Here is a 22,784-nt window from a genome sequence, read left to right as displayed (position 1 = left end):
ATTTAGGGTTCTGTTTTACGTAGTTTTTTATACCTTGATAAATGGCATTAGCAATCTTATCTTGATGGGCATTACTGCTTAACAGACGTTCTTCTTCTTGGTTAGAAATAAAACCAACTTCAATTAAAATCGATGGGATATCAGGTGAACGTAAAACACCTAAACTTGCATGTTCCGGCAGATTTTTATGAAGATTAGTTACACTTTTGATTGATTTTAAAACTTGCGTTGCTAATTCATAACCTACTCGCTGAGAATAAGAAAATTGTAAATCTAACACCGCTTGATTTAGGTGACGATTATTATCGTCAGCGAGAACATCTCCAGCCCCGCCTAATAATTGAGATTTTTTTTCATCTTGTTCAAGCCATCGACCAAGCTCAGTATCGGCTCGTTTGGTCGATAAAACCCAAACTGATGCACCAGTTGCATTACGATTTGGTGCTGCATCAGCATGAATTGAAACTAGTAAATTAGCTTTATTTTTTCGAGCAATGTCTGAACGCTGGGGAACCGAGATAAAAGTATCATTGTTACGGGTTAATACTCCTTTAAAACTAGGATCTTTATTTAACAAATTAGTCAATTTTTTGGCAATTGAAAACGTAACAGTCTTTTCATATAAATTACTTTGACCTATTGCACCAGAATCTTTACCACCATGCCCTGCATCAACGGCAATCACTACTTTAGTTGCATAAGCTGAACAACAAAACACTAATAACATTAAGAAAGTAAGTAATTTTTTCATGATCTTTTACCGTTAATGTTTATTGTTAAAGATTAATAATAGTTCGACCCTTTTCGCTTTTTGCTTGCACACAAGCCGTACGCTCACAGGCTAAATAAGCCAAATGAATTTCGAGATCAGCACTTGGCAATATACCTTGCGCTTGTTCAGGCCATTCAACTAAACAGATCGAACGCGAAGAAAAATATTCACGAATACCCATAAACTCAAGTTCTTCAGAATCAATTAACCTATATAAATCAAAATGATAAACAGAGAAATCACTAAACTGATAAGGTTCAACTAAAGTATATGTTGGACTTTTGACATTACCTATATGACCTAATTGTTGTAAAAATCCACGGCTAAATGTGGTTTTACCTGCACCAAGGTCACCCATTAAATAAATAACTATCGTATCATCATGTGTGGATAAATAGTTTAAACATTGCTTAGCAAGTTTGCCACCCAATGAAATGGTTGCTTGCTCATCGGCTAAAATAATAGGTTTCATGATGAATTCTTTGCTCAATAAATAGTCCTTATTATATACTAATAACCATTAAAGATGTACCAAACAAGATTAACTTGCTTTTCTGTCAAAAAGTTTCAGGTTAACTATACGTTTCAGTATAAAAAGTGAGAATTATGTTACATACTATTTCAACCGCTAACCAATCAATCGTAGATACACAATTAATATCGCAACAAGATGCCGTTTTATTTTGGCAAAACGGTGTGATTATTGCGCTACAAGATAATCCATTATTGAATGAAATTATCAAGAAAACTGCACATTGCTACATTATTGATAATGATATTCAAGCACGTGGTTTACAGCCATTTATTGATCCAAGAGTCAAAATTATCAATATGCAGCAAGCAGTTGAATTAACAGCAATCAATTACCCACAAATGAATTGGCAATAATAAGGTTATTTGTAAACCAGCCCAAACTGTCAGTTTTAATTATCTTAATCACTTTGTTTTATTATCGATAATTGTGATGTTTTAAATTAATCTCAGCTAATTTGCAAATCTAAATCCCTAGGTTTAATATAATTTTCAATCGTTTTAATTAACATTTAAATCTTAATGACAAATTTATTAACACTATCAGAATGTAATGATCGTTTAAAAAAGGGTGATGTTATTGCTTACCCTACCGAAGCTGTTTTTGGATTGGGTTGTGATCCTAACAGTGAAGCTGCTGTACTAACCCTACTAAAGTTAAAGCAGCGCCCAATCGATAAAGGACTAATTTTAATTGCAAGTCATTATCAACAATTACTCCCTTATATTGATGATTCATCCCTTAATAAAGAACAAAAGCAGTTAGCATTTACGAGCTGGCCCGGACCAGTCACTTGGATTTTTCCCAAAAATAGAACGACTCCCTATTTTTTAACAGGTAAATTTGATTCTATCGCGGTGCGAGTCACTGATCATCCTTTAGTTTGTCAGCTTTGTGATCTATTTGGTAAACCACTCGTTTCATCAAGTGCTAATCTTTCAGGTCATAATCCCTGTCGAACTGTTTTTGAAGTCAAAAGACAATTTGGGGACGATTTTCCTGTATTAAAAGGTGAAACCGGTCATCGCTTACAACCTTCTGAAATTAGAGACATAAGAACGGGTAAAATCATTCGACAAGGATAACATTATGCAAAATTTATATATTGGTGTAATGTCTGGTACCAGTATGGATGGTATTGATATTGCTTTAGTGAATATAACAGAAAAAAAAGTTACATCAATCGCTAGTGATTGTTATCCAATTCCAGCCCATTTAAAACAACTTCTACTGACGTTATGCGAAACCAAACAAACCTCATTGCAAAATTTAGGTGAAATTGATCACATACTTGGGCAGCTTTTTGCTGATAGCATAAATCAATTTTTAAAAGATAATCAGATAAAAAAACACCAAATTATAGCTATAGGATGTCATGGGCAAACCATTTACCATGCACCAAGTGGCACAAATCCGTTTACCATGCAAATTGGAGATGCCAATATTATTGCAGCCCAAACAGGCATAACCACTATCGCAGATTTTCGCCGTAAAGATATGGCTTATGGTGGTCAAGGCGCACCACTGGTACCAGCTTTTCATAAAGCAGTATTGCAAGATCCACATATCAATCGTGTGATACTTAATATTGGAGGAATAAGTAATATCACTGTTTTAATACCTCAATATCCTGTAATAGGTTATGACACAGGTCCAGGTAATGTATTACTCGATGGATGGATCAAAGAGCTGCTAGGTAAAAACTATGATCAAGATGGATTATGGGCAAAAACGGGGAACATTAACCAAGATTTATTAGATTATCTTTATAAGGAAAATTATTTTCAAATGCCTGCACCTAAAAGTACGGGTCGAGAACTATTTAATTTACCTTGGTTACACAATAAATTAGCAGGCTTCAATTTAGCTGCGCAAGATATCCAAGCAACTTTAGTTGAGTTGACTGCTTTATCTATTTCCAATGAAATAAAGAAATTACCGATAGAAAATAGATTATCTTGTGAGCTGTTAGTCTGTGGAGGTGGCGCAAAAAACCCTCTTCTTATGGAACGTTTATCTCGATTGCTTCCGTCATGGACAGTATTAACAACGGATACAAAAGGCATAAATGGTGATGATATGGAAGCGATTGCTTTTGCTTGGCTTGCTTATTGTAAAATCAATAATCTTCCATCAAATATTCCAGAAGTAACAGGAGCAAGCCAAGCAGTAAGTTTAGGGGTTATTTATCAATAATTATCTTTAATCTGATGATTTTGACTGCTTATTATAACCAATTAATTCAGATATTTTTGCTGCAGCTTGACTAATTTCACTCACTAGTTTAGCTTCATCTTCCTCAGTACTGCATCTAAAAATTGAGGTTGATAAACTTAAGGCAGCAATAATATTGCCTAAACGATTATAAATGGGTACCGCAAAACAACGTAAACCAAGCTCAGATTCTTCATCATCTTTGCCATAGCCTAAACGTTTAACTTCATCAAGTTCAGCAAAAAATGCCTCTTTACTTGTAATAGTTTTAGGTGTGTATTGAACGAAATCTATACTATCAACTAAACTTTTTTTGCTTTCATCATCTAACCAAGCTAATAATACTTTACCTAATCCACTAGCATGAACAGTCGCTTGATTACCTATTTTAGACGTTAAACACAGACTATATTGTTCTGATGCCACTTTATTAATGTAGATAATTTGGTCACCTTCACGAACGGCTAAATGAATCGTTTCTTTTGTTTTATCCCTTAACTTTCTCATCTCTAAATCAGCAATAGCTAAGAAGTTTTGGTGATAAAGCACACGGTTACCTAAATCAAGTAATTTTAAATTAAGAGAATATTTATCTGAATCTTCTTCTTGATTAACATAACCTAATGATTTCATGGTTTGTAAAAATCGATAAGCTGTGCTTTTTGGCATCATTACTTTTTGCGATAATTCTGATATAGCGATGTCTTTAGATTCAGATAAAGCTTCTAAAATTCCGAAAACTTTTAAAACCGAAGCAACCGATTCTGGTGAGCTATCATTCATTATTAGCACATCTCCTTACTAAAAATTAGTCATTATTCTATTATTAAACGATCAACTAGAACAAATCAAAACTATCGAAAGTATATCATAATTAATAATGAGTCGTTACTAGCTATTTTATAAAAAATCTAATCTCTGCGGAGTAAACATATCAAGCAAAACACCCGCCTGTTTGCAAACGCAACCATGTTCAATATTAGGTTTTTTATATAACGTATCGCCAGTACGAACAATTTTGGTTTCATCACCAATAGTAAATTCGAATTCACCAGATAAAACATAAGTGAGTTGTTCGTGTGGGTGATGATGCATTGCACCAATAGCGCCTGTTTCAAAATGAACTTCAACCGCCATCATATTACCATCATGAGCTAAAACTTTACGTTTAACGCCATTTCCTAAATCAATTAATTCAATATCCGAATTAAAACAAAACATGACATGACTCCTAAATTCATAAAATAAACAAGAGATAATAAAAAGATATCTTTATTTTATTATCTCTTAAATTAACTAATTTTTAAGCTTATTTAATTAAGGTTGTTTACCAATATAAGCCAAAATACCACCATCAACATAAAGAATATGACCGTTGACAAAATTTGAAGCTTCAGATGCTAAAAATACGGCTGCACCAGCTAAATCATCAGGGGTCCCCCATCGTCCTGCAGGTGTTTTAGCAATAATAAACTGATCAAATGGGTGACGAGAACCATCTGCTTGTTTTTCACGTAATGGTGCAGTTTGAGGTGTGGCAATATAACCCGGACCAATACCATTACATTGAATATTAGCATGACCAAATTCAGAACAGATGTTTTTAGTTAACATTTTTAAACCACCTTTAGCGGAGGCATAACCAACAACCGTTTCACGACCAAGCTCACTCATCATTGAACAGATGTTGATAATTTTACCACTGCCTTTTTTGATCATTGAAGGAAGAACCGCTTTTGCCATAATAAATTGACCTGTAAGGTCGATATCAATAATTTTTCGATAATCAGCAGCACTTGTTTCAAGCATTGATTTACGTTGAATAATGCCGGCATTATTCACTAAAATATCAATCACACCATGTTCTTTTTCAATTTGAGCAATGGATTTTTCAACAACCGCTTCATCTGTAATATCAAATAGATAGCCATGTGCATCAATACCAGCCTCTTTATAAGCATCAAGCCCTTTTTGTAAATTTTCAGGTACCACATCATTAAATACGATTTTCGCTCCAGCACTTGCTAATGATTTTGCTATCTCAAAACCGATGCCATAAGACGCGCCCGTTACCAGCGCTATTTTATTGGTGAGTGAAAATTTATTTAAAATCGACATAATTATATTCTCCGTTATCGTTATGATAGACAAAAAGGGTCTATCACATTTCTTCTAATATGTTAGCTGGCACTTTGGTTAAATAAAGTGCGGGTTCATCTTGTGCATCACATGAGTATAAAACGTATTTATTATCAGGTGAAAATGATGGATGAGGATGAGTCACTTGACGATCACCATCTAAAACCCGCCATGTACTATTATGCTTAACCAATTTATGTGCTGTTTTTGTTTTAGGTGCTAAAATATAAAGCCATGGATCATTTTCAATTTTGTAACCACTGGTATCAATTACATCAACTGGACTGCCTGTTCCATCTCCAATATAAAGCGTACCATCAAAATTACTCATTAAGTGTGAACAAGCTGGCATCTCCATAATTTCTTTATCTTCATTCGTAACAGGATTATAAAGACGGATATATCGTTCTTGTTGTCCTTTCATATAAGACACATAAGCAAGTCCTGAGCCATCTGGTACCCAAAACTCATGAGTACAACTCTCACCAGGTAAATTATCATGGGCTTTTCGTTCATTTTTACCATCACGATCGACCAACCAAATTCTTGCATCAACTAAATCATGAGGCCCTTCATGGCAAAATGCGATAGTGTTATCATCAAAAGGCCTAAAAATTGGATGTCCTAACCATACATTTTGATCAATTACTGTTTTAGCTACACCCGTTTCAATATTAATCTTGATTAAACGGCAGTGTGGATTTTTATCATAAAATGCTTTAAATATTGTCCAGTCGGTAAGCGGTGTCCAATCTTTTTTATCAATTTCAATACCGACAATTTCATTACAATCACTATTGGCAACCCATGTACCATAACCTACCCATTCATCAGGTACAGTATAAACATTTTTTTCTTCTAAAGTTTCAAGATTAACTTGTTGTAAATTGCGTTCGTTTTTTACATAGTATAAAAATTTATCATCTGGCGATAAAAAACCACCAAAGGTATTATCACCAGGTCCTTCGGTTAGTTGTTTTGCTGTTTGGTTTTCAATATCAAGTAAGTAATAGTTACGATTAGTATCAAACTCACCAGCAAAAAGTAGCTTTTGGCCATCATTAGTAAAGCACTTTTGATAGAAATAATTGCGATGGCATAAAATACCTTCTGGCGTTAACCGAATAATTTCATTTTTTGAATCTTCATCAGTAAATGATGAATATGATAGCTTTACGATATTCCCCTTAGCCATATAAACTCCCTGAATAGAAATACACAAATGTTTAAAAGATATTCATTTATAAATATAGTAATATAAAAAGATTGATGATTTTGTGACTTTCATCACATTGCAATAAATTTATTAAAACATCGTTTTATTTTACTTAAAAAAATTGATATATTTTTTTTCAAGTTTATAATGAAAGTAAAATGTACTAATAACCAATTACAACACTTTGTTATGTAATAAGTTATTATTTCAATCAAAATAGAGGGAAATTATGAAAATAGCACTAATGAACGAATTTAGCCAAGCAGCTAAGAATCCAATTATTTTAAATGAATTAAAAAACGCAACTGAGAAACATGGACATACGGTTTTTAATGTTGGTATGGATGGCGACAATGATAAAAAATTAACTTATGTTCATTTAGGTATTATTAGCGCTATTTTATTAAACAGCAAAGCTGTTGATTTTGTTATCACAGGCTGTGGAACGGGACAAGGCGCATTAATGGCATTAAATGCATTTCCAGGTGTTAACTGTGGTTATTGTATCGAGCCTACTGATGCTTACTTATTTGCACAAGTGAATAATGGTAATGCTTTATCACTTGCTTTTGCTAAAGGCTTTGGTTGGGGCGCAGAACTGAATGCTCGTTATATTTTTGAAAAAGCATTCGATGGCGAAAAAGGATTAGGTTATCCGCCTGAGCGTCGCGAATCTCAAAACGCTAATGCCGTAATTTTAAATGATATGAAAAATGCAGCAGGAAAAAGTTTAATTGAAGCCTTGAAATCGATTGATCAATCATTACTTAAAGATGCAATCAGAGGCGAACGTTTCCAAAAATGTTTATTTGAAAACAGTCAAGATCCTGAGATTACAGATTTTATCAAAAGTTTACTAGCTTAATTTAGAATTAATTATTTACTGCATCCTAAAATTTTGTGTCATTTCAACTTAATTGATGAAATGGCACATTTCTCATTACTTCTAATAATCTCTTTATTTAATAAATCCAAATAGAATGGTATTAAATATCATTATTAAATTTAATTATTTTTTAGCAACAAATCTTAAACACTATTAAACATCGTGTAATAAAAATTGAGGAATTGGATTGGAAAAGGAAAATTTGAAGATAAAAAAAGCGCTAAGCCTGATATTAGACTTAGCGCACTGTCGTTTAATTATATCGTTTGATTATTTTGCTTTATTTTTTTCGATTAAGGTTTTTAACTCTTTTGGTAATACAATATTACCATTTTCATCTCGAGTTATTTTAAATTCAACATCACTTTGCCATAATTCATCACTGGTCACTGATTTAAAATGTTTACTTTTAATCTGTGGTCCAAATGAATCTTTTATTGCTGATTCCCAGCTATCACGAATAGAGTAATTATGTTCAAACGTTACCTTTGGTTTTAAAAACTCATAAGGATTAGCTCGTAAAATATAATTATATCTTGCACTATTAATCGAAATATTATTGTTCATTATATAAGAACCAGTATTAAAGTTATCTGTAAATCCATCCATATTATTGTTTAATGAAATAGAATTGATAATTTTATGATTTACTGGTTGTCCTTCAGCACCTAATTTAAAGCCATTACCAATACTTCCTTTAGCAATGTTCGGTTTAGAGAAAGGAAAACCATTTGAATAAGTGACTGAACTATCAATTAATACTGGTTCATTTGGACCATCTTCAATTTTATTATAAAGATCAAACCCATCATCGGTATTATTATGTGCAATACATCCTCTAAAGACATTCCCTTTACCAACACCTAATTTAGCGGCAAAGCCATCAGCATTTTTACCTGATTTATCCATATTATTATAAGAATCAGAGTTAAGAATTAAGTTATAAGATGGCCAATAAATTCTATTTTCGTTTTTATTTTTGGCTGATATTGAAAGCCCTGTATCACTATTATTACGGGTAATAACTTGATCAATGACATTATGACTACCCGAAATTCTTAAATAGGCTGGCTTATTATCTTTATCATCAATATTTCCATCAAAGATAACGTGTTTAATAGACCAATAGTTGCTGTCTAACTTAAATGTGTTATTGATAAAAATGGCTTTATGTTTATTAATTGCTTGTATCGTTTTTAATTTATCTGGCAATCCGCTTAATTGAGCTGGAAGAGTTATACCGTCGTAATAGCCATCCATCAAATGAATAACACCACCTGGAACAACGCTATTAACGGCTGTTTTAAAATCCACTGGTGATTGCTCGGTACCTTTATTATCCTTTTTACCTTCTGGTGAAACAATAATGTAAGATAAATCTTCAATTGATGATTGATTTAAATCTACTGTAAAGGTTTGTGTATTAGTTTTTCTTTTATCTTTAAACTCTACAGTAAAGACATTACTACCCTCTTTTAGCTGAGTTGGGAACTGTAATAATTTACCCGTTTGCGCTTTTAATTTTTTATTAATTTCTTTAACGGTTACCGTACCTGAAGTATTTGGGAAAAACTGTAATGTATAATTTTTACTAAATACATTTTGTGGTGATGATAAGGTTAAAGTTGGCTTAATATCCACAATAACTTCTGGTTTAGCCGGTAATTTATCATAGTTAACTTTTTCATCATTAAGCGTTAATTTAGAATTTTTAAATTCAACTTTTGCATTTCTAGACGCAAAAAAACCAACATAAATATTTTTATTATCTTGTTGATTTAAAAATCCTGAATAATCATTGGTTGCCCACTGTTTTTCTTCACCTGTCGCATTATTTTTCATCGATAAGATAAATTGATTATCTGTTCTTGTCATTGTTAAATGCATACTTTTAACATTAACATAATTAACATTTTCAACATAACCAACTTTCTCAATTGATATGCCTTCATTACCCCATGCTTTTTTTACGCCATCACGTACTAAGCCGGTTACTTTTACTAAATTATCATTTTTTTGATTTTGAGTAATTAATGCATTCATAATTACATTTGAAGCATTAGGAAACTCTTCATAACCCGCTGGCTGAGGTTCACTTCTAGCAACGCCAATTGTATCACGAGCAAATAAACCAACCGCTTCTTGAGCAGCAGGAGTTTTACCATCCACTTCAGGCCCTATTTGCTCTAAGGTAACATCACTTTCTAAAATAAAAGTTTGATTAACCGGTAATTGGGTATAAAACACTACCATTCCATCATGTGAATTAGCAATTTTACCTCCACGACTTTCTAAGTAAAAATCAGAAGGTAACTGATAAGATTGATTTGGAATTAAATAATCGTTTTGACCAGCTATCCAAGCATTATTGGTTCCCACTTTTTCTGGTTTAATAAGCGATGCAAAGTTCAAGTCTGTCGATTGACCAAAGGCTATCGTTTTCCATTCTTGTGCAGAAGCAACGTTAGCATAAAGCGTAGATAGACAAAGTATTGAAGTTAATATTTTTTTCATTATGGGTCCTAACATTTTTTATTACAAATTTTAAAGCTTTCCATTACCAACTAATTGATTGTAGTTATTGCTAAACTGTTTGATATCATCCAAGTTATATTGATAAGGCACAGACCAATTCAAATTATCATCAAAATCACAAGAAGATAATTTCAATTTAGATTCATTAAATAAAGATTTTCTATCTACAAGATTATTACCTTTAAATTGTTTAGCTACTTTGCAATGATCTTTCAAACCATCAATCATAAATTGGTTATTTTCAGAAATAACACTACCTCTATAGCCTAGACCAATTGAATATTGGTAAGGATAGATTGTTTTTGATTTATTAACTGACCCTTTAAAAAGGTTGTTATACATGTGGATTTTGCCAAACCTAACTCGTGGAGCTCGCTGAGTAATATCAGAAAAAACATTATGATGAAGTGTGATATTTAATTTATTTTCATCTTGTTCTGCATTTTTATCGCTGTGCCCAATTAACATGGTTTTATCATGATTTTCAAATAAACAATAAGAAATAGTAATCAAATCGCTACCGCGCTTAATATCTAATAAACCATCATGTTGTACATATTTCCAGCCATCTTTTTCCTGATACATATCATCAGTAAATTTACCGTCAGTAAAAGTGACATGATCAACCCAAACATAACTTGAAGAAATAATATTTATGCCGTCCCATTCAGCATTCCAACCATCACCCTCTTCAAATTTTGGTTCAACATCAATTGGTGCTTCAATTTTTAAATTACGAATAATAATATTCTCTACACTAGATAAAATAATTGAGCCATTGATAAAACCCGCATCTTCACCCACACCAATTAATGTAGTATTACTAGGAATTTTGATCAGTGAACGTGATTTTTGATCTTCAAAATTTTCATAAGGTTTATTTTCACTAACATCAATTATTCCTGAAATTTGAATAATCCGCGGCTGATTTTTGTTGATCTTAATAGCATCAAGAAGATCTTTCTTATTATTTACTAGGAAGATCATATCTTTTTTCGCTTTAGAACCACCTGTTGTTCCACTATTTGTTGCGGAATTGAATCCGCCAAAGCCATTGTCAGGTGCAACATCAAGGGCCTGTTTAACCTTTATTGGTGAGGGTGATAATGCGTAACTGTTAAAGCTATATGAGTTAATTGCTAATGGAATTAACACAGCGATAAGTAGTTTTTTCATTTTAATTGATACCTTAATTTTTATTGATGAATTTTATTAAGATCAACAACCAAATCTTTTTTTAACTGAGGATCGTTGTTGATAGCTGTCGCGATAATTTTAGCTATCTCTTGTGCACCTTTTTCTTGAAAATGGGTAGCATCTGGGTTGCTAATCACGCCAGAAGTTTGATTTTTATAGTAGGGATATTTAGGATCATTAGGATCAATAACTAACCAATAAGACTGCCATTCATCTTTATGTTGATTAGCAAAGTCAATACTTAACGATTCTAAATCAATTAAAGTTACTTGATTGACTTTAGCGGTATGTTTAATGGTATTGGAATAATCCCCCCAATAAGCAAAACCTGATTTATTGGCGGTATAATGCATATGACTAACAGGATCGTTACTCTGATTTTGATAAGCGATTTTATTATTTTTATCTTTAAAACGAGTAACTGGTGTCATTAAAATAGGTGTCATATCTAACTCTTTTGCCACAGCAAGGTAATCTTCCAGAGAAGATTGAAATGACATACTTTCTTGTTTTAATGGATGTTGTTTTTGATTGTTATCGTCATTAGGGTAAGTACACAAATTAGCAACATCCACTTTACCTCGTTTCGGATTACTACTATCACATTTTTCATCATTATGTCCAAAAGCAATGATCATATAATCGCCTTTTTTCATAAAAGGCTTCATCAAGTGAAACCAACCTTCTGTTTTAAAACTACGGCTTGAACGACCAGATTGCGCGCCATTAATAACAATCGTATCTGCTTTATCATTAATAAACTGATCAAAAACTTGTCCCCACCCCATTCTTGGATAAACTTTTTTATCGTAATTAGAGGCTGTTGAATCTCCCAAAATGAAAATACGTTTTTTTGCGTTTATATTTTCTTTTTTTTGTTTAACAGATTGTTGATAATCAAAAGGTGAATCTTGGCTTATTGGTTTAAAACGCATATCAAGCAATACCGTTTCACTTATTTGACCTGTTGCTGAATGATATCCTCGATTAAATAACATAACATCAAGTAAGTCTTTTATTTTTGGACTATTTGTCGTAATTGGATCAAAAGAGTTATCCTCAATACCTACTTGAAGCAATGCTTTATCAAATAATAGATGAAATTTATTATAAGTTTTCTTTAATAAATCATCTTCCACAAGAGAAGGTAACGGATTATCAACAAATTTTTCAGGACCAATAAGATTAACTTGCTTAGCCAGCTCACTCGTTAAATAATCAGTTAATGGATTAATATTAACAATATTTTTTTCATCTTGTTGTAATGTATATACATATGAAAACAGACAATTACCATTACAAAATTGATCACCATTCACTTTACGTTCTAGCGAATTTTTGTTCGTAAAAACAATCAGTGGTGGTGTAAGATTTGATACATCTTGCCGATAAAACCCATCATTATTGGTGGTTGTTTGTAAAACTTTATTATTAGCATCACGAATAATCACGGATGAATCTATTGGTTTATTTGCATAAGCATAACCTTGTATTATTGTATTTGCTGATACTTGATTAATTGAGAATCCAACTAATAAAAGTCCAAAAAAGGGGTTCTTCATCATCTTTTCACCACTAACTGTTTTTCCTAACTTTTTATTAACTCACTGAAATTAAAATAAATATGATAATCCTAGGGCTAATTTAACTTCCCTTGAGTCAGAATGGACACTTTTAGCCACATCTTCTGCAGCAAAATTTACTTGCCAAGCTTTCGTTACTTGCCAATTTATATCTAACTCTTGTTGATAATCATGTCGTTTATCATTCTGTAATACATAGTTTCCTTTTAAATATGAAAAGCGATAACCAATGTTCCAATCAGGAGATAGGTTAATATCCGTTCCAACATCAAAGCGATTACGGGATCGATTATCGACATAACCTTGAACACTATCTTCGCGTTTGCTTCTTGAAACTTTACGATATTCAAATCGATATTGACTATAAAACGATACATCATCACTTTGTAACCAAGTCAATTTTAATGCTGGAGAATATCGAACACCTGGGCGTTGTGAATCACTTACGTCACCCAACTGATAATGAGGTAAGTTTTCGACACTTTTAGCTTTATAACCCCCGCCAGAATAGAATCTAACTTCTATATTTGGTGTCAGAACCCATTGATCAGCTAAATAGAAGTTATAGCCACCATAGATTTGATAATGGCTTGAAACAAGATCATCAAATAAAATTCTATTTTTTATTTGGTTATAGGTATTTAAACTAAGACCGATATAGCCTTTTTTATCAAAATCTGCATATAAATCAAAACTATCACCATGATAATGAGAGCTTAAACCATAATGGTGTGCATATTTGAAATAGGTTTTGTAGGAAAAATCGGAATCTTTACTATTTGATTGACCAAAAGCATAATTGAAACCAACTTTAAATTTAGCTTGCCTTGTATCGGTTGTTTTACTTTTTGACACATCAGAAATAGAAAAATAAGGGCGAAGTAATTTTGAATAATTGTAGGTTATTTTAAATTCTTGTTCATAATCATTTTTTTTGTTGTTATAAGCAATATATTTATTTTTATCAAATGTCCCTTTAGAAAATTTATAAGAATTATTAGTAAAATCACCAAGGAAATAATTAAAGGTATAAGCAAGGTTAAATGCTTTAAATCCAGAATAGTTCAATGCCCAATCAAAACGGTGTCTACCACTATTACTTGTGGCTTTATATTTAACTTGCTGGCCAGACACTTTTGCTGTTTTGTAGCGTTCAGCTTGGGATATTTTTTTCCATTCATAGCGATAACGTATACTGCTTGACCAATCACTGTTAAATTTATAACTGTATTTTAAACCTGGCTGATATAGAACTAAATCTTTACTAAATCCTAATTCTAATGCTGGAATTATCGATCCCCATCCATTATCAAGAGTGATATTTTTCTGAATAACGACACCACCTGATCCACCATGCATATCATCATATAAAACATCACGTTTGTTTCCTCCACCTTCAGTAACACCAAATTTGAATTCATATTGCCAATTATTATCAGTTTTATGTATTAGTTTAATCGAGTCTCCATGAATTCTATCCATTGATTTCCAGTTATGTTCATATTGAAAAACGGTTTGACCAGAACCAGCAAAGCTACAGAGAGGAAAGGTAGATAGAAACATTAAAAGCGGTATTTTTTTTAATTTATAATTACTCATTATTGTTTTCCTATTTTTTAAAATGCTGTTTTATATTTTTTAATATTTTATTAATGTTTTCTGTTAATAAGATCACAATTTAAAAAAACAGTTCTAAAAAAATAATAAAAACATGATATTTATAATGTTAGTTTTTAATACTATACATATAGTAATTTTTACATTAACTAAATTGTTACCAAAATCACATTTCTAAAAAAAATTTTGAAATAAACTTGTACGACGGCTCTTCCGATCTTAAATATTATTTTAATAATATTTTTAAAACAGTATTTCATAATTATTAAGGAAAATAGATTTATGGCTGATAATCAGAAAAAAATAACCTTACTAACTCGATTTTCGTATGGTAGTGGTAATTTAATAGGAAGTGGTGCATTAGCTATCAGTGCTGCTTGGTTATTGTACTTTTATACAACTTTTTGTGGACTTTCAGCAATTCAAGCAACGTTGATTTTTTCAATTGCGACTTATTTAGATGTGATTTTAAATCCATTAATGGGATTTATTACTGACAATTTTAACCATACTAAGCTTGGGCGTCGATTTGGGCGTCGTCGATTTTTCATCTTATTTGCCATTCCATGTATGATTATTTACCCATTACTTTGGCTTGATGGAATGAATTTTTGGTATTACTTAACGACCTATATTTTATTTGAATTCATCTATACCATGATTATGATCCCATATAATACGTTACCAGTAGAGATGACTAAAAACTTTGATCAACGTACTTACTTAGCGGGTTCAAAAGCAATGTTTGGTAAAGTTGCTAACTTCTTAGCTGCTGCTATCCCTGGCATATTTTTCTATTTATTTGATGGAAAAGACTCACCATTACCATTTTTATTAACGGGTATAACTTACGCATCTATCATGGCAGTTGCACTCATTTTACTTTACTTAAACAGTTGGGAAAAATCAGTTGATGAAATTGAAGATGAAACAACTTCTGGTCTTGGGGAAAGTATTGTTAAATTATTTTCAGATGTCTTTTCAACTTTCCGTTTAAAAACGTTTAGAAACCACTTAGGTATGTATCTATTTGGCTTTGGTGCTGAATGGTTATTTGCTGCAACGTTTACTTATTTCGTTGTATTTAACTTAGGTCAACCAAAAACCTTTGTTTCTCAAATGAACAGTTTAAGCAGTATTTGCCAATTAATTTCAACTGCTTTCTTCATGGCTTGGTGTGTAAAACGTGGATTTAAAAGACCATTTGTTATTGCTATATTAATCGTAATTTCTTCAGTAGTCGGTTATATCGGTGTCTACTACCTTAACATGCCTCATGTTACTTGGATTGTTATTGGTATCACTATTTGGTTCGGTTTAGGAACAGGTGGTGTCTATTATATTCCTTGGAGCGTATACACTTTCTTAGCGGATATCGATGAAGTACTAACAGGCAGACGTCGCGAAGGTATTTATGCTGGAGCAATGACCATGGCGGGTAAATTAATGCGCGCAACAATTGTCTTTGTCTTAGGTATTGTATTGAAATACTCTGGTTTTGTATCTGGTGTAGATGCAGTTCAACCAGAAAGTGCAATTACTGCAATTAACTTAGTATTAGTCATAGGAGTGTGTGGAATGGCGTTATTAGGTATTTTCTTCACATATCGTATGAAATTAGACAAATCTACTCATGCACTTATTATTCAAGAGCTTGATAGATTAAAAAATGGTGGTAAAAAAGAAGATGCAACACCAGAAATAAGAAGCTTAGTTAAAGAGTTAACTGGTTTTGATTATGATAACTGTTTTGGTAACAATAATGTTGGCTTTAAACAACATTAATAAAAATAAATAACAATATAATCAATTATAAATCATCTAATCTAACCAATTAGATGATTTTTTTATATTCTAAATTAAGCCAAATTTTTCTAATGCGTTAGCAATACCATCATTATCATTGGTATCTGTTACATATTCAGCTTTATCTTTCAACCCATCAACCGCATTCCCCATAGCGATTGGATGATCAACAGTAAGAAACATTTCTAAATCATTCATACCATCACCAAAGGCATAAGTTGGCACATCATCAAATCCTTTCATTTTTAAAAGTTCCTTGATACCTCTGCCTTTTGAACCACCATTATTAAAAACATCAACACAATAAGGGGTATTACGAATAAAAGTTAGCTCAGGAAACAACTCACGATAAGACGATTCACCTTGTTCACAAAGTAATAGCAACATCTGAATAGGTTCTTTTAAATAGATTTCATCATCAACAGGAGGAACATCTTGTTTTAAATAGTGATAAAATTTTTGTGCTGGTTGACTATTTTCACTAATTCGCATTGTTTTGTAATTATAAAAAGACAAAGGAATATTTTTCTTTTCTCTAGAAAATTCATATAACCGAGTGATGACATTTTTATCAATATTATTGGTAAATATCACCTCTTTTTCATAAACAACGACTTGTCCATTCATCCCTATAATCGAGTCTATATTGGTTTCTTTCATCAAATTAACAACTTCAAGCGGAGTTCTTCCTGTTGCAATCATAGGTATCATATTATTTTGCTTAAGTTTTTTTATTGCATCATAAGAACTCGGCAATAGATCTATATTGCTATTAAATAAAGTACCATCTAGGTCAAAAAATACGATAGCTTCAGGTTTTTTAGTCATATTACAAATCCAAGATATTTTTAATAAAAGGAATAGTTAACTTACGTTGTTGAGCTAATGTTGCTACCTCAAATTTCTCTAATAACGAAAATAAGGTTCGCATATCGCGATTTACACGTTTTAATAAAAATAACCCAACTTCTGTTGATAATTCAAACCCACTTAATTGAGCTCTTAGCTGTAAAGCTTTAAGTTTATCATCATCACTTAATTCTTTTAATTGATAAACTTGCCCCCAAGACAATCTAGAAACCAAATCTGGTAAGATAAAAGAGATCTGTTTAGGTGGAGCACTTGCAGTAATTAATAACTTAGTAATGTTCTTTTCTGTTAATCGATTAAATAAATCGAAAATAGCCTCTTCCCAATCCCTATGGCCCGCTATAGCATCAATATCATCTAAACATACTAAATCATAATTATCTAATCCCTGTAAAATTTCTGGTACCAAATGATAATACTGTTTTAAAGGAATATAACTGGCTAACTTATTTTGACTTGATGCATGTAATAGATGAGTACGGCCAGAAACCGTTGCTGACCATATATAAAAGGCATTAAAACTCTCTTTACCCAATAAGGTTTGCAAAGAATCAAACAATAATTGATTATCACCTACATAAAAACTATCAAAAGTTTCATTATTAGGTAATGAAAAAGGTAAAGGTAGCTGTGAAAGAGTAATAAAGAAACCTCACAATAAAAAAACGAATCGTATTAAGTATAAATTTGCTTTTATAAAAATCAATCACTTTTATGGAAAAGTAAATAAGATCCTATAAATGTCTATAAAATATTTAATTTTAAAGCGACAAAATACTTTGTAAACTTTCTAAGTTATAACTTCAAATAATTAAATATACAATTTATATTGGTATCAAACTAATCACATTATCATTATTTATCAAGAACAAAATAACTTATGTTCAATTACATAAAAATACTTTGAGTCGTTCAAATATCATTACACAATTTTCATCATGCTAATTTTGTTTTTTTATAATAAATAATTTAAGCACAAATATTTTTATATATTATTATAAACAAACTTTAATATATCATAAAATCATTGAATTAACCTGAGCTATATTTTCTGATCTAAAAGTAGTTCCGTTAAGTTAAAAAATTAAAAATATTTTCAAAGATCCTCTTATTAATTTGATCCCTTAATCAACATTATAAAAATAGATCATATTGCCAAGTGTAAAAATAACTCAATAAAATGCTAAAAATTAAGCAAACAAACTTATTTTTTGTGGATAACTCTGTGGTAAAACCGGATCATAAGCTGTGATAAGCATATTAACAACCTAAAAAAATAAATTCGTTGTGGATAAGTAATATATTTATCAACAATCTTAAACAGGAAAAGATCCGATCAATTAACAGAGTTTATTCTTCAATAAGATCTTATAAAATAATTAGAAATAAAAGTTATCAACACAAAGGATCCACACTAATAGTAATAAAAATAAAAAGATCATATAAAAGATCTTATTTAATTTAGATCACGATCAAAATAGATCATTTGACGTAATAAAAAAGATGAGTAAAATTCCTTACGCTAAATAAAACCAAATCACTTGATCAAAAAAATTGATCACCTATATATAAAATAACAAACGAGGCTTTTTTATGTTTTATCCAGATCTTTTTGATGTCATTATCGTTGGTGGTGGACATGCTGGAACCGAAGCCGCTATGGCATCAGCAAGAATGGGTCGAAAAACACTACTTTTAACCCATAATATCAATACATTAGGACAAATGTCTTGTAATCCAGCCATCGGTGGTATAGGTAAAGGTCATTTGGTAAAAGAAATTGATGCTATGGGAGGATTAATGGCACATGCTATTGATCTAGCAGGGATCCAATTTCGAATATTAAACAGCAGTAAAGGACCAGCGGTAAGAGCAACACGCGCCCAAGCAGATCGATCTTTATATCGAAAGGTAATTAGAACAACACTTGAAAACCAAGAAAATTTGATGTTATTTCAACAATCAGTTGAAGATGTGATCATTGAAAACGATCAGATCACAGGTGTTGTCACTCAAATGGGTGTTTCTTTTAAAGCAAAAGCAGTAGTATTAACCACAGGTACGTTTTTAGATGGTAAGATCCATATAGGACTTGATAATTATAGTGGTGGACGAACAGGCGATCCTGCTGCTATTGGTCTATCCAAAGCATTGCATCAATATCCATTTAGAATGGGGCGTTTAAAAACCGGTACTCCACCAAGAATTGATGCCAGAACAATTGATTTTTCACAATTAGGTACACAATATGGTGATGATCCTGTACCTGTATTTTCATTCTTAGGTAAAGCAAGTGAACATCCTAGACAGATCCCGTGCTATATTACAAGCACCAATGAAACGACACACGAGATCATTCGTAATAGTTTGGATCGCAGCCCTATGTATACAGGCATTATTGAGGGTGTTGGACCACGATATTGCCCATCAATAGAAGATAAAATTATGCGTTTTGCGGATCGTAATTCGCATCAGATCTATTTAGAACCAGAAGGATTAGACAGTAATGAGATCTATCCAAATGGGATCTCAACAAGTTTACCGTTTGATACTCAACTTGCTTTTGTACGAAGTATGAAAGGATTAGAGAATGCGAATATTGTCAGACCGGGTTATGCGATCGAATATGATTATTTTGATCCTCGAGATCTCAAACCAACGCTTGAAAGTAAAGTGATCAAAGGATTGTTTTTAGCAGGACAGATCAACGGTACTACAGGTTATGAAGAAGCCGCAGCTCAAGGTATGTTGGCAGGATTAAATGCCGCGCGCTTTGTTTATGATCAAGATCAATGGTATCCAACGCGTGATCAAGCTTATTTAGGAGTATTGGTTGATGATCTTTGTACACTTGGTACCAATGAACCTTATCGTATGTTTACTTCACGCGCGGAATATCGTTTAATGCTTCGTGAAGATAATGCAGATATTCGCTTAACGGAAATTGGCCGTAAATTAGGTATGGTTGATGATTATCGTTGGCAACGTTTTAATGAAAAATTTGAAGCTATTGAGCAAGAAAGAGCGCGTTTACGTGATATATGGGTACACCCGCATATTGAAACAATCGATGAAGTAAATGCGGTATTAAGTGCTAATCTAACCAAAGAAGCCAATGGTGAAGAGCTGCTTAAACGTCCTGAAATGAGCTATCAAACCTTAAAATCACTGTCACTTTTTGCGCCTGGACTGTCTGATGAGCAAGCTGCTGAGCAAGTTGAAATTCAGGTCAAATATGACGGCTATATAAAATTACAGATAGAAGAGATTGAACGTCAAAAACGTAATGAAGAAACACTTATTCCTGATCATATAGATTATGCAGAAATTTCAGGTTTATCAAACGAAGTTGTTGCCAAATTAAAGCAGCATAAACCTGTATCAATAGGACAAGCTTCACGTATATCAGGTATTACGCCGGCAGCGATCTCAATGCTATTAGTTTATTTAAAAAAGAAGAATTATGTTAAAAAAGAAACTCATTAATCTTATTGATCAAACGGATCTTTCGATCTCTGATCGGCAAATTGATCAGCTGGTTCACTATGTTGAAATGCTTAATAAATGGAATAAGGCTTATAATTTAACTGCGGTGCGCGATCCAAACGAGATGCTCATTAAACATATTATGGATAGCTTAGTTGTGTCGCCTTATTTAGTGGGGCAATCTTTTATCGATGTGGGAACAGGTCCTGGGCTACCAGGCGTCCCATTAGCCATTATTAATCCTGATAAGCAATTTGATCTGGTTGATAGTTTAGGTAAACGTATTCGTTTTTTAAAACAGGTACAATTTGAATTAAAACTTACCAATATCAATCCAGTGCAAAGCCGGATTGAAGAGTATACTGATAAAAAATTTGATGGTGTTATTAGTCGTGCTTTTGCTTCTTTGCAAGATATGCTTAGTTGGTGTAAACATCTGCCTAATCAACAAGGTGCTTTTTATGCCCTAAAAGGCAGTGATATTGATGCTATTCCTGTCGGTTTTACACTTAAACAACATATTAAACTTACTGTTCCACAATTAGACGCGGAGAGAAGTTTAGTTATTATTCAATAGTTTTATACTCAAACGTATAGCTTACCTGAAACTTCTTAACAAGCTTATTTTTTACGTTTTTTCAGGTAATCTTTAATACCATTAACAATAGCAGTAGATATTTCGATCTGGAATGCAGCTGTATTTAATTTTTTTTCTTCATCGGCATTGCTAATGAAGCCAGTTTCAACTAAAACAGATGGAATATCAGGCGCTTTTAATACCGCAAAACCGGCTTTTTCAATTGATGGTTTATGTAATTTATTGACACTTTTCATGCGATTCAAAATTGAACTACCTAAAATTACCCCATTGGTAAGCGTGGTTTTTTGTACTAAATCTAAAATAGTGTTATCTAAATATTTATCGCCACTGCGACTTACTCCACCTATTTGATCGGCTTCATTTTGCGTTTGTGCCAGATAACTAGCAGCTGAACTACTTGCTCCTTTAGTTGATAGGGCAAAAACAGTTGATCCTTTTACGGATCGATCAATAAAGGCGTCAGCATGGATGGAAATAAAAAGATCCGCTTGTAAAGAACGAGCTTTCGCCACTCGTACATTTAAAGGTATAAATACATCTTCATTACGAGTCATATAGACTTTTATATTAGGCTCTTTCTTAAGTAAATTGTAAGTACGCCGAGCTATTTGTAAAACAATATCTTTTTCGCGTGTTTTTTTTAAACCAATAGCCCCAGGATCTTCACCACCATGACCAGGATCAAGTACAACTATTACTGGTGGTGTTTTATTTTGTGTGTTTTTCTTCTGTGGTGGTTTCTTTTTATTATTATCAATTTTGATTTCAGACTGTTTTTTACTAAGATCGCCATCTTTATATTCTTCTAATAGAGCAAGTAAAGGATCATCACCTTCATTTGAAGCAACCTTAGAAGGATAAAGATCGATAACTAAACGATTCTTATATTTTTCAATCGGTGGAAGTGTAAAAGTATTTGGTTTAACATCCTGTTTTAAATCAACCATTATTCTTACGGTTTTGCTATTTAGCTGAATAACGTTTATCGATTTAATATAAGGATCGTGACTTAACACTTTTGATGATATCTTTTTTAAGGTCGTATCTAAATTAATATCATTGATATCAATAGCCAGCCTTTTTGGGTTGTTTAATAAAGAATATTTATATTTTAGACGAGTATTTGTCTCTATTGTCATTCTTGTATAGGTAGATGAGGGCCAAACACGTACTGCAACTACTTTTGCTAATGTAGCGGCAAAGCCAACACGAGTGACAGATAATAAACATGTCGCAATGATACCTTTAATTAATAGGCGCTTTGTTGGACTGTGTGTTTTGGGCATATCTAAACTATTTACTGAAACAATTGACCGCGAATAATAACATA

The 22,784-nt window shown here is 32.3% G+C and carries 19 protein-coding genes and 1 pseudogene; 7 read left to right on the top strand and 13 right to left on the bottom strand.

All coding sequences use genetic code 11. The features are described from left to right. Window positions 1-4: 4 nt before the first annotated feature. Together A9G17_RS07255 and tsaE are read right to left on the bottom strand one after the other, a co-directional pair. Window positions 5-706: pseudogene (locus tag A9G17_RS07255) on the bottom strand (N-acetylmuramoyl-L-alanine amidase); the annotation flags it as partial. A 70-nt stretch (window positions 707-776) separates the two neighbouring features. Further along, window positions 777-1,244, bottom strand: a complete 468-nt coding sequence (tsaE, locus tag A9G17_RS07250) for a tRNA (adenosine(37)-N6)-threonylcarbamoyltransferase complex ATPase subunit type 1 TsaE (protein WP_065738149.1) — start codon at window positions 1,242-1,244, stop codon at window positions 777-779. A 134-nt stretch (window positions 1,245-1,378) separates the two neighbouring features. On the opposite strand from tsaE, the gene tusB reads away from it, so the two are divergent. The 3 genes from tusB to A9G17_RS07235 all read left to right on the top strand — a co-directional run bounded on the left by tusB (window position 1,379) and on the right by A9G17_RS07235 (window position 3,500). Continuing rightward, window positions 1,379-1,660 carry a sulfurtransferase complex subunit TusB gene (gene tusB / locus A9G17_RS07245; protein ID WP_025314272.1) on the top strand — a complete coding sequence of 94 codons (282 nt, stop codon included), beginning with the start codon at window positions 1,379-1,381 and terminating at the stop codon, window positions 1,658-1,660. A gap of 165 nt (window positions 1,661-1,825) precedes the next feature. After that, entirely contained in the window at window positions 1,826-2,389 is a 564-nt protein-coding gene (gene tsaC / locus A9G17_RS07240) for an L-threonylcarbamoyladenylate synthase type 1 TsaC (protein ID WP_065738148.1), read from the top strand. 4 nt (window positions 2,390-2,393) lie between these two features. Next, window positions 2,394-3,500 carry an anhydro-N-acetylmuramic acid kinase gene (locus tag A9G17_RS07235; protein ID WP_065738147.1) on the top strand — a complete coding sequence of 369 codons (1,107 nt, stop codon included), beginning with the start codon at window positions 2,394-2,396 and terminating at the stop codon, window positions 3,498-3,500. A 6-nt stretch (window positions 3,501-3,506) separates the two neighbouring features. Here the strand turns inward: A9G17_RS07235 and kdgR are convergent, their stop codons facing one another. The 4 genes from kdgR to A9G17_RS07215 form a co-directional block, all read right to left on the bottom strand. Then, window positions 3,507-4,301, bottom strand: a complete 795-nt coding sequence (kdgR, locus tag A9G17_RS07230) for a DNA-binding transcriptional regulator KdgR (protein WP_086309374.1) — start codon at window positions 4,299-4,301, stop codon at window positions 3,507-3,509. 117 nt (window positions 4,302-4,418) lie between these two features. Continuing rightward, window positions 4,419-4,739, bottom strand: a complete 321-nt coding sequence (locus A9G17_RS07225; protein ID WP_065601995.1) for a cupin domain-containing protein — start codon at window positions 4,737-4,739, stop codon at window positions 4,419-4,421. Between the two features lie 96 nt (window positions 4,740-4,835). Beyond that, window positions 4,836-5,630, bottom strand: a complete 795-nt coding sequence (locus A9G17_RS07220) for a gluconate 5-dehydrogenase (RefSeq protein WP_065739115.1) — start codon at window positions 5,628-5,630, stop codon at window positions 4,836-4,838. Between the two features lie 49 nt (window positions 5,631-5,679). After that, a complete protein-coding gene (locus tag A9G17_RS07215) occupies window positions 5,680-6,852 on the bottom strand; it encodes an oligogalacturonate lyase family protein (RefSeq protein WP_065738145.1) in 1,173 nt (390 codons plus the stop codon). A gap of 250 nt (window positions 6,853-7,102) precedes the next feature. Between A9G17_RS07215 and A9G17_RS07210 the strand changes: the two genes are divergently transcribed. Continuing rightward, the gene (locus tag A9G17_RS07210; protein ID WP_065738144.1) at window positions 7,103-7,738 is read left to right on the top strand and encodes an RpiB/LacA/LacB family sugar-phosphate isomerase; all 636 of its coding nucleotides are present in this window, start codon (window positions 7,103-7,105) and stop codon (window positions 7,736-7,738) included. A gap of 291 nt (window positions 7,739-8,029) precedes the next feature. Here the strand turns inward: A9G17_RS07210 and A9G17_RS07205 are convergent, their stop codons facing one another. From A9G17_RS07205 to A9G17_RS13075, 4 genes are read right to left on the bottom strand one after another with little or no spacing between them, the layout of a single operon-like run. Further along, on the bottom strand, window positions 8,030-10,273 hold the full coding sequence (locus tag A9G17_RS07205; protein WP_065738143.1) for a right-handed parallel beta-helix repeat-containing protein: 2,244 nt from the start codon (window positions 10,271-10,273) through the stop codon (window positions 8,030-8,032). A gap of 30 nt (window positions 10,274-10,303) precedes the next feature. After that, window positions 10,304-11,470 carry a pectate lyase family protein gene (locus A9G17_RS07200; RefSeq protein WP_065738142.1) on the bottom strand — a complete coding sequence of 389 codons (1,167 nt, stop codon included), beginning with the start codon at window positions 11,468-11,470 and terminating at the stop codon, window positions 10,304-10,306. Window positions 11,471-11,490: 20 nt separating this feature from the next. Then, window positions 11,491-13,056 carry an SGNH/GDSL hydrolase family protein gene (locus A9G17_RS07195; RefSeq protein ID WP_081301711.1) on the bottom strand — a complete coding sequence of 522 codons (1,566 nt, stop codon included), beginning with the start codon at window positions 13,054-13,056 and terminating at the stop codon, window positions 11,491-11,493. Window positions 13,057-13,104: 48 nt separating this feature from the next. Then, entirely contained in the window at window positions 13,105-14,673 is a 1,569-nt protein-coding gene (locus tag A9G17_RS13075; protein WP_065738141.1) for an oligogalacturonate-specific porin KdgM family protein, read from the bottom strand. A 300-nt stretch (window positions 14,674-14,973) separates the two neighbouring features. On the opposite strand from A9G17_RS13075, the gene A9G17_RS07185 reads away from it, so the two are divergent. Continuing rightward, complete coding sequence (locus tag A9G17_RS07185; protein WP_065738140.1) at window positions 14,974-16,476, top strand: MFS transporter; 1,503 nt, start codon at window positions 14,974-14,976, stop codon at window positions 16,474-16,476. Between the two features lie 69 nt (window positions 16,477-16,545). On the opposite strand, the gene A9G17_RS07180 is transcribed toward A9G17_RS07185, so the two are convergent. Both A9G17_RS07180 and hda read right to left on the bottom strand, forming a co-directional pair. Further along, window positions 16,546-17,325, bottom strand: coding sequence for a Cof-type HAD-IIB family hydrolase (locus A9G17_RS07180; RefSeq protein ID WP_065738139.1), 780 nt, complete (start codon window positions 17,323-17,325; stop codon window positions 16,546-16,548). A 1-nt stretch (window position 17,326) separates the two neighbouring features. Beyond that, window positions 17,327-18,010, bottom strand: coding sequence for a DnaA inactivator Hda (gene hda, locus A9G17_RS07175; protein ID WP_065738138.1), 684 nt, complete (start codon window positions 18,008-18,010; stop codon window positions 17,327-17,329). Window positions 18,011-18,960: 950 nt separating this feature from the next. On the opposite strand from hda, the gene mnmG reads away from it, so the two are divergent. Then, window positions 18,961-20,853: a tRNA uridine-5-carboxymethylaminomethyl(34) synthesis enzyme MnmG gene (gene mnmG, locus A9G17_RS07170; RefSeq protein ID WP_065738137.1), complete on the top strand. Its 1,893-nt coding sequence runs from the start codon at window positions 18,961-18,963 to the stop codon at window positions 20,851-20,853. After that, complete coding sequence (gene rsmG, locus A9G17_RS07165) at window positions 20,831-21,430, top strand: 16S rRNA (guanine(527)-N(7))-methyltransferase RsmG (RefSeq protein WP_065738136.1); 600 nt, start codon at window positions 20,831-20,833, stop codon at window positions 21,428-21,430. Before mnmG ends, rsmG begins: the two co-directional genes overlap by 23 nt. Before the next feature lie 44 nt (window positions 21,431-21,474). Here the strand turns inward: rsmG and A9G17_RS07160 are convergent, their stop codons facing one another. Beyond that, window positions 21,475-22,740, bottom strand: a complete 1,266-nt coding sequence (locus A9G17_RS07160; RefSeq protein WP_065738135.1) for an N-acetylmuramoyl-L-alanine amidase — start codon at window positions 22,738-22,740, stop codon at window positions 21,475-21,477. Window positions 22,741-22,784 lie beyond the last annotated feature (44 nt).

It is taken from the genome of Gilliamella sp. wkB7 (assembly GCF_001693435.1).
GTDB lineage: Bacteria > Pseudomonadota > Gammaproteobacteria > Enterobacterales > Orbaceae > Gilliamella > Gilliamella apicola_N.
The sequence above is the reverse complement of the archived record's forward strand: the minus strand, read 5'-3'. Positions and strand labels throughout refer to the sequence as shown.

Coding starts and splice junctions, on each gene's coding strand:
- A9G17_RS13075 (WP_065738141.1), bottom strand. CDS start 14,673: ATGAGTAATTATAAATTAAAAAAAATACCGCTTTTAATGTTTCTATCT.
- A9G17_RS07235 (WP_065738147.1), top strand. CDS start 2,394: ATGCAAAATTTATATATTGGTGTAATGTCTGGTACCAGTATGGATGGT.
- A9G17_RS07195 (WP_081301711.1), bottom strand. CDS start 13,056: ATGATGAAGAACCCCTTTTTTGGACTTTTATTAGTTGGATTCTCAATT.
- A9G17_RS07205 (WP_065738143.1), bottom strand. CDS start 10,273: ATGAAAAAAATATTAACTTCAATACTTTGTCTATCTACGCTTTATGCT.
- A9G17_RS07180 (WP_065738139.1), bottom strand. CDS start 17,325: ATGACTAAAAAACCTGAAGCTATCGTATTTTTTGACCTAGATGGTACT.
- A9G17_RS07215 (WP_065738145.1), bottom strand. CDS start 6,852: ATGGCTAAGGGGAATATCGTAAAGCTATCATATTCATCATTTACTGAT.
- mnmG (WP_065738137.1), top strand. CDS start 18,961: ATGTTTTATCCAGATCTTTTTGATGTCATTATCGTTGGTGGTGGACAT.
- tsaE (WP_065738149.1), bottom strand. CDS start 1,244: ATGAAACCTATTATTTTAGCCGATGAGCAAGCAACCATTTCATTGGGT.
- tsaC (WP_065738148.1), top strand. CDS start 1,826: ATGACAAATTTATTAACACTATCAGAATGTAATGATCGTTTAAAAAAG.
- A9G17_RS07160 (WP_065738135.1), bottom strand. CDS start 22,740: ATGCCCAAAACACACAGTCCAACAAAGCGCCTATTAATTAAAGGTATC.
- A9G17_RS07200 (WP_065738142.1), bottom strand. CDS start 11,470: ATGAAAAAACTACTTATCGCTGTGTTAATTCCATTAGCAATTAACTCA.
- A9G17_RS07225 (WP_065601995.1), bottom strand. CDS start 4,739: ATGTTTTGTTTTAATTCGGATATTGAATTAATTGATTTAGGAAATGGC.
- kdgR (WP_086309374.1), bottom strand. CDS start 4,301: ATGAATGATAGCTCACCAGAATCGGTTGCTTCGGTTTTAAAAGTTTTC.
- tusB (WP_025314272.1), top strand. CDS start 1,379: ATGTTACATACTATTTCAACCGCTAACCAATCAATCGTAGATACACAA.
- A9G17_RS07185 (WP_065738140.1), top strand. CDS start 14,974: ATGGCTGATAATCAGAAAAAAATAACCTTACTAACTCGATTTTCGTAT.
- rsmG (WP_065738136.1), top strand. CDS start 20,831: ATGTTAAAAAAGAAACTCATTAATCTTATTGATCAAACGGATCTTTCG.
- A9G17_RS07210 (WP_065738144.1), top strand. CDS start 7,103: ATGAAAATAGCACTAATGAACGAATTTAGCCAAGCAGCTAAGAATCCA.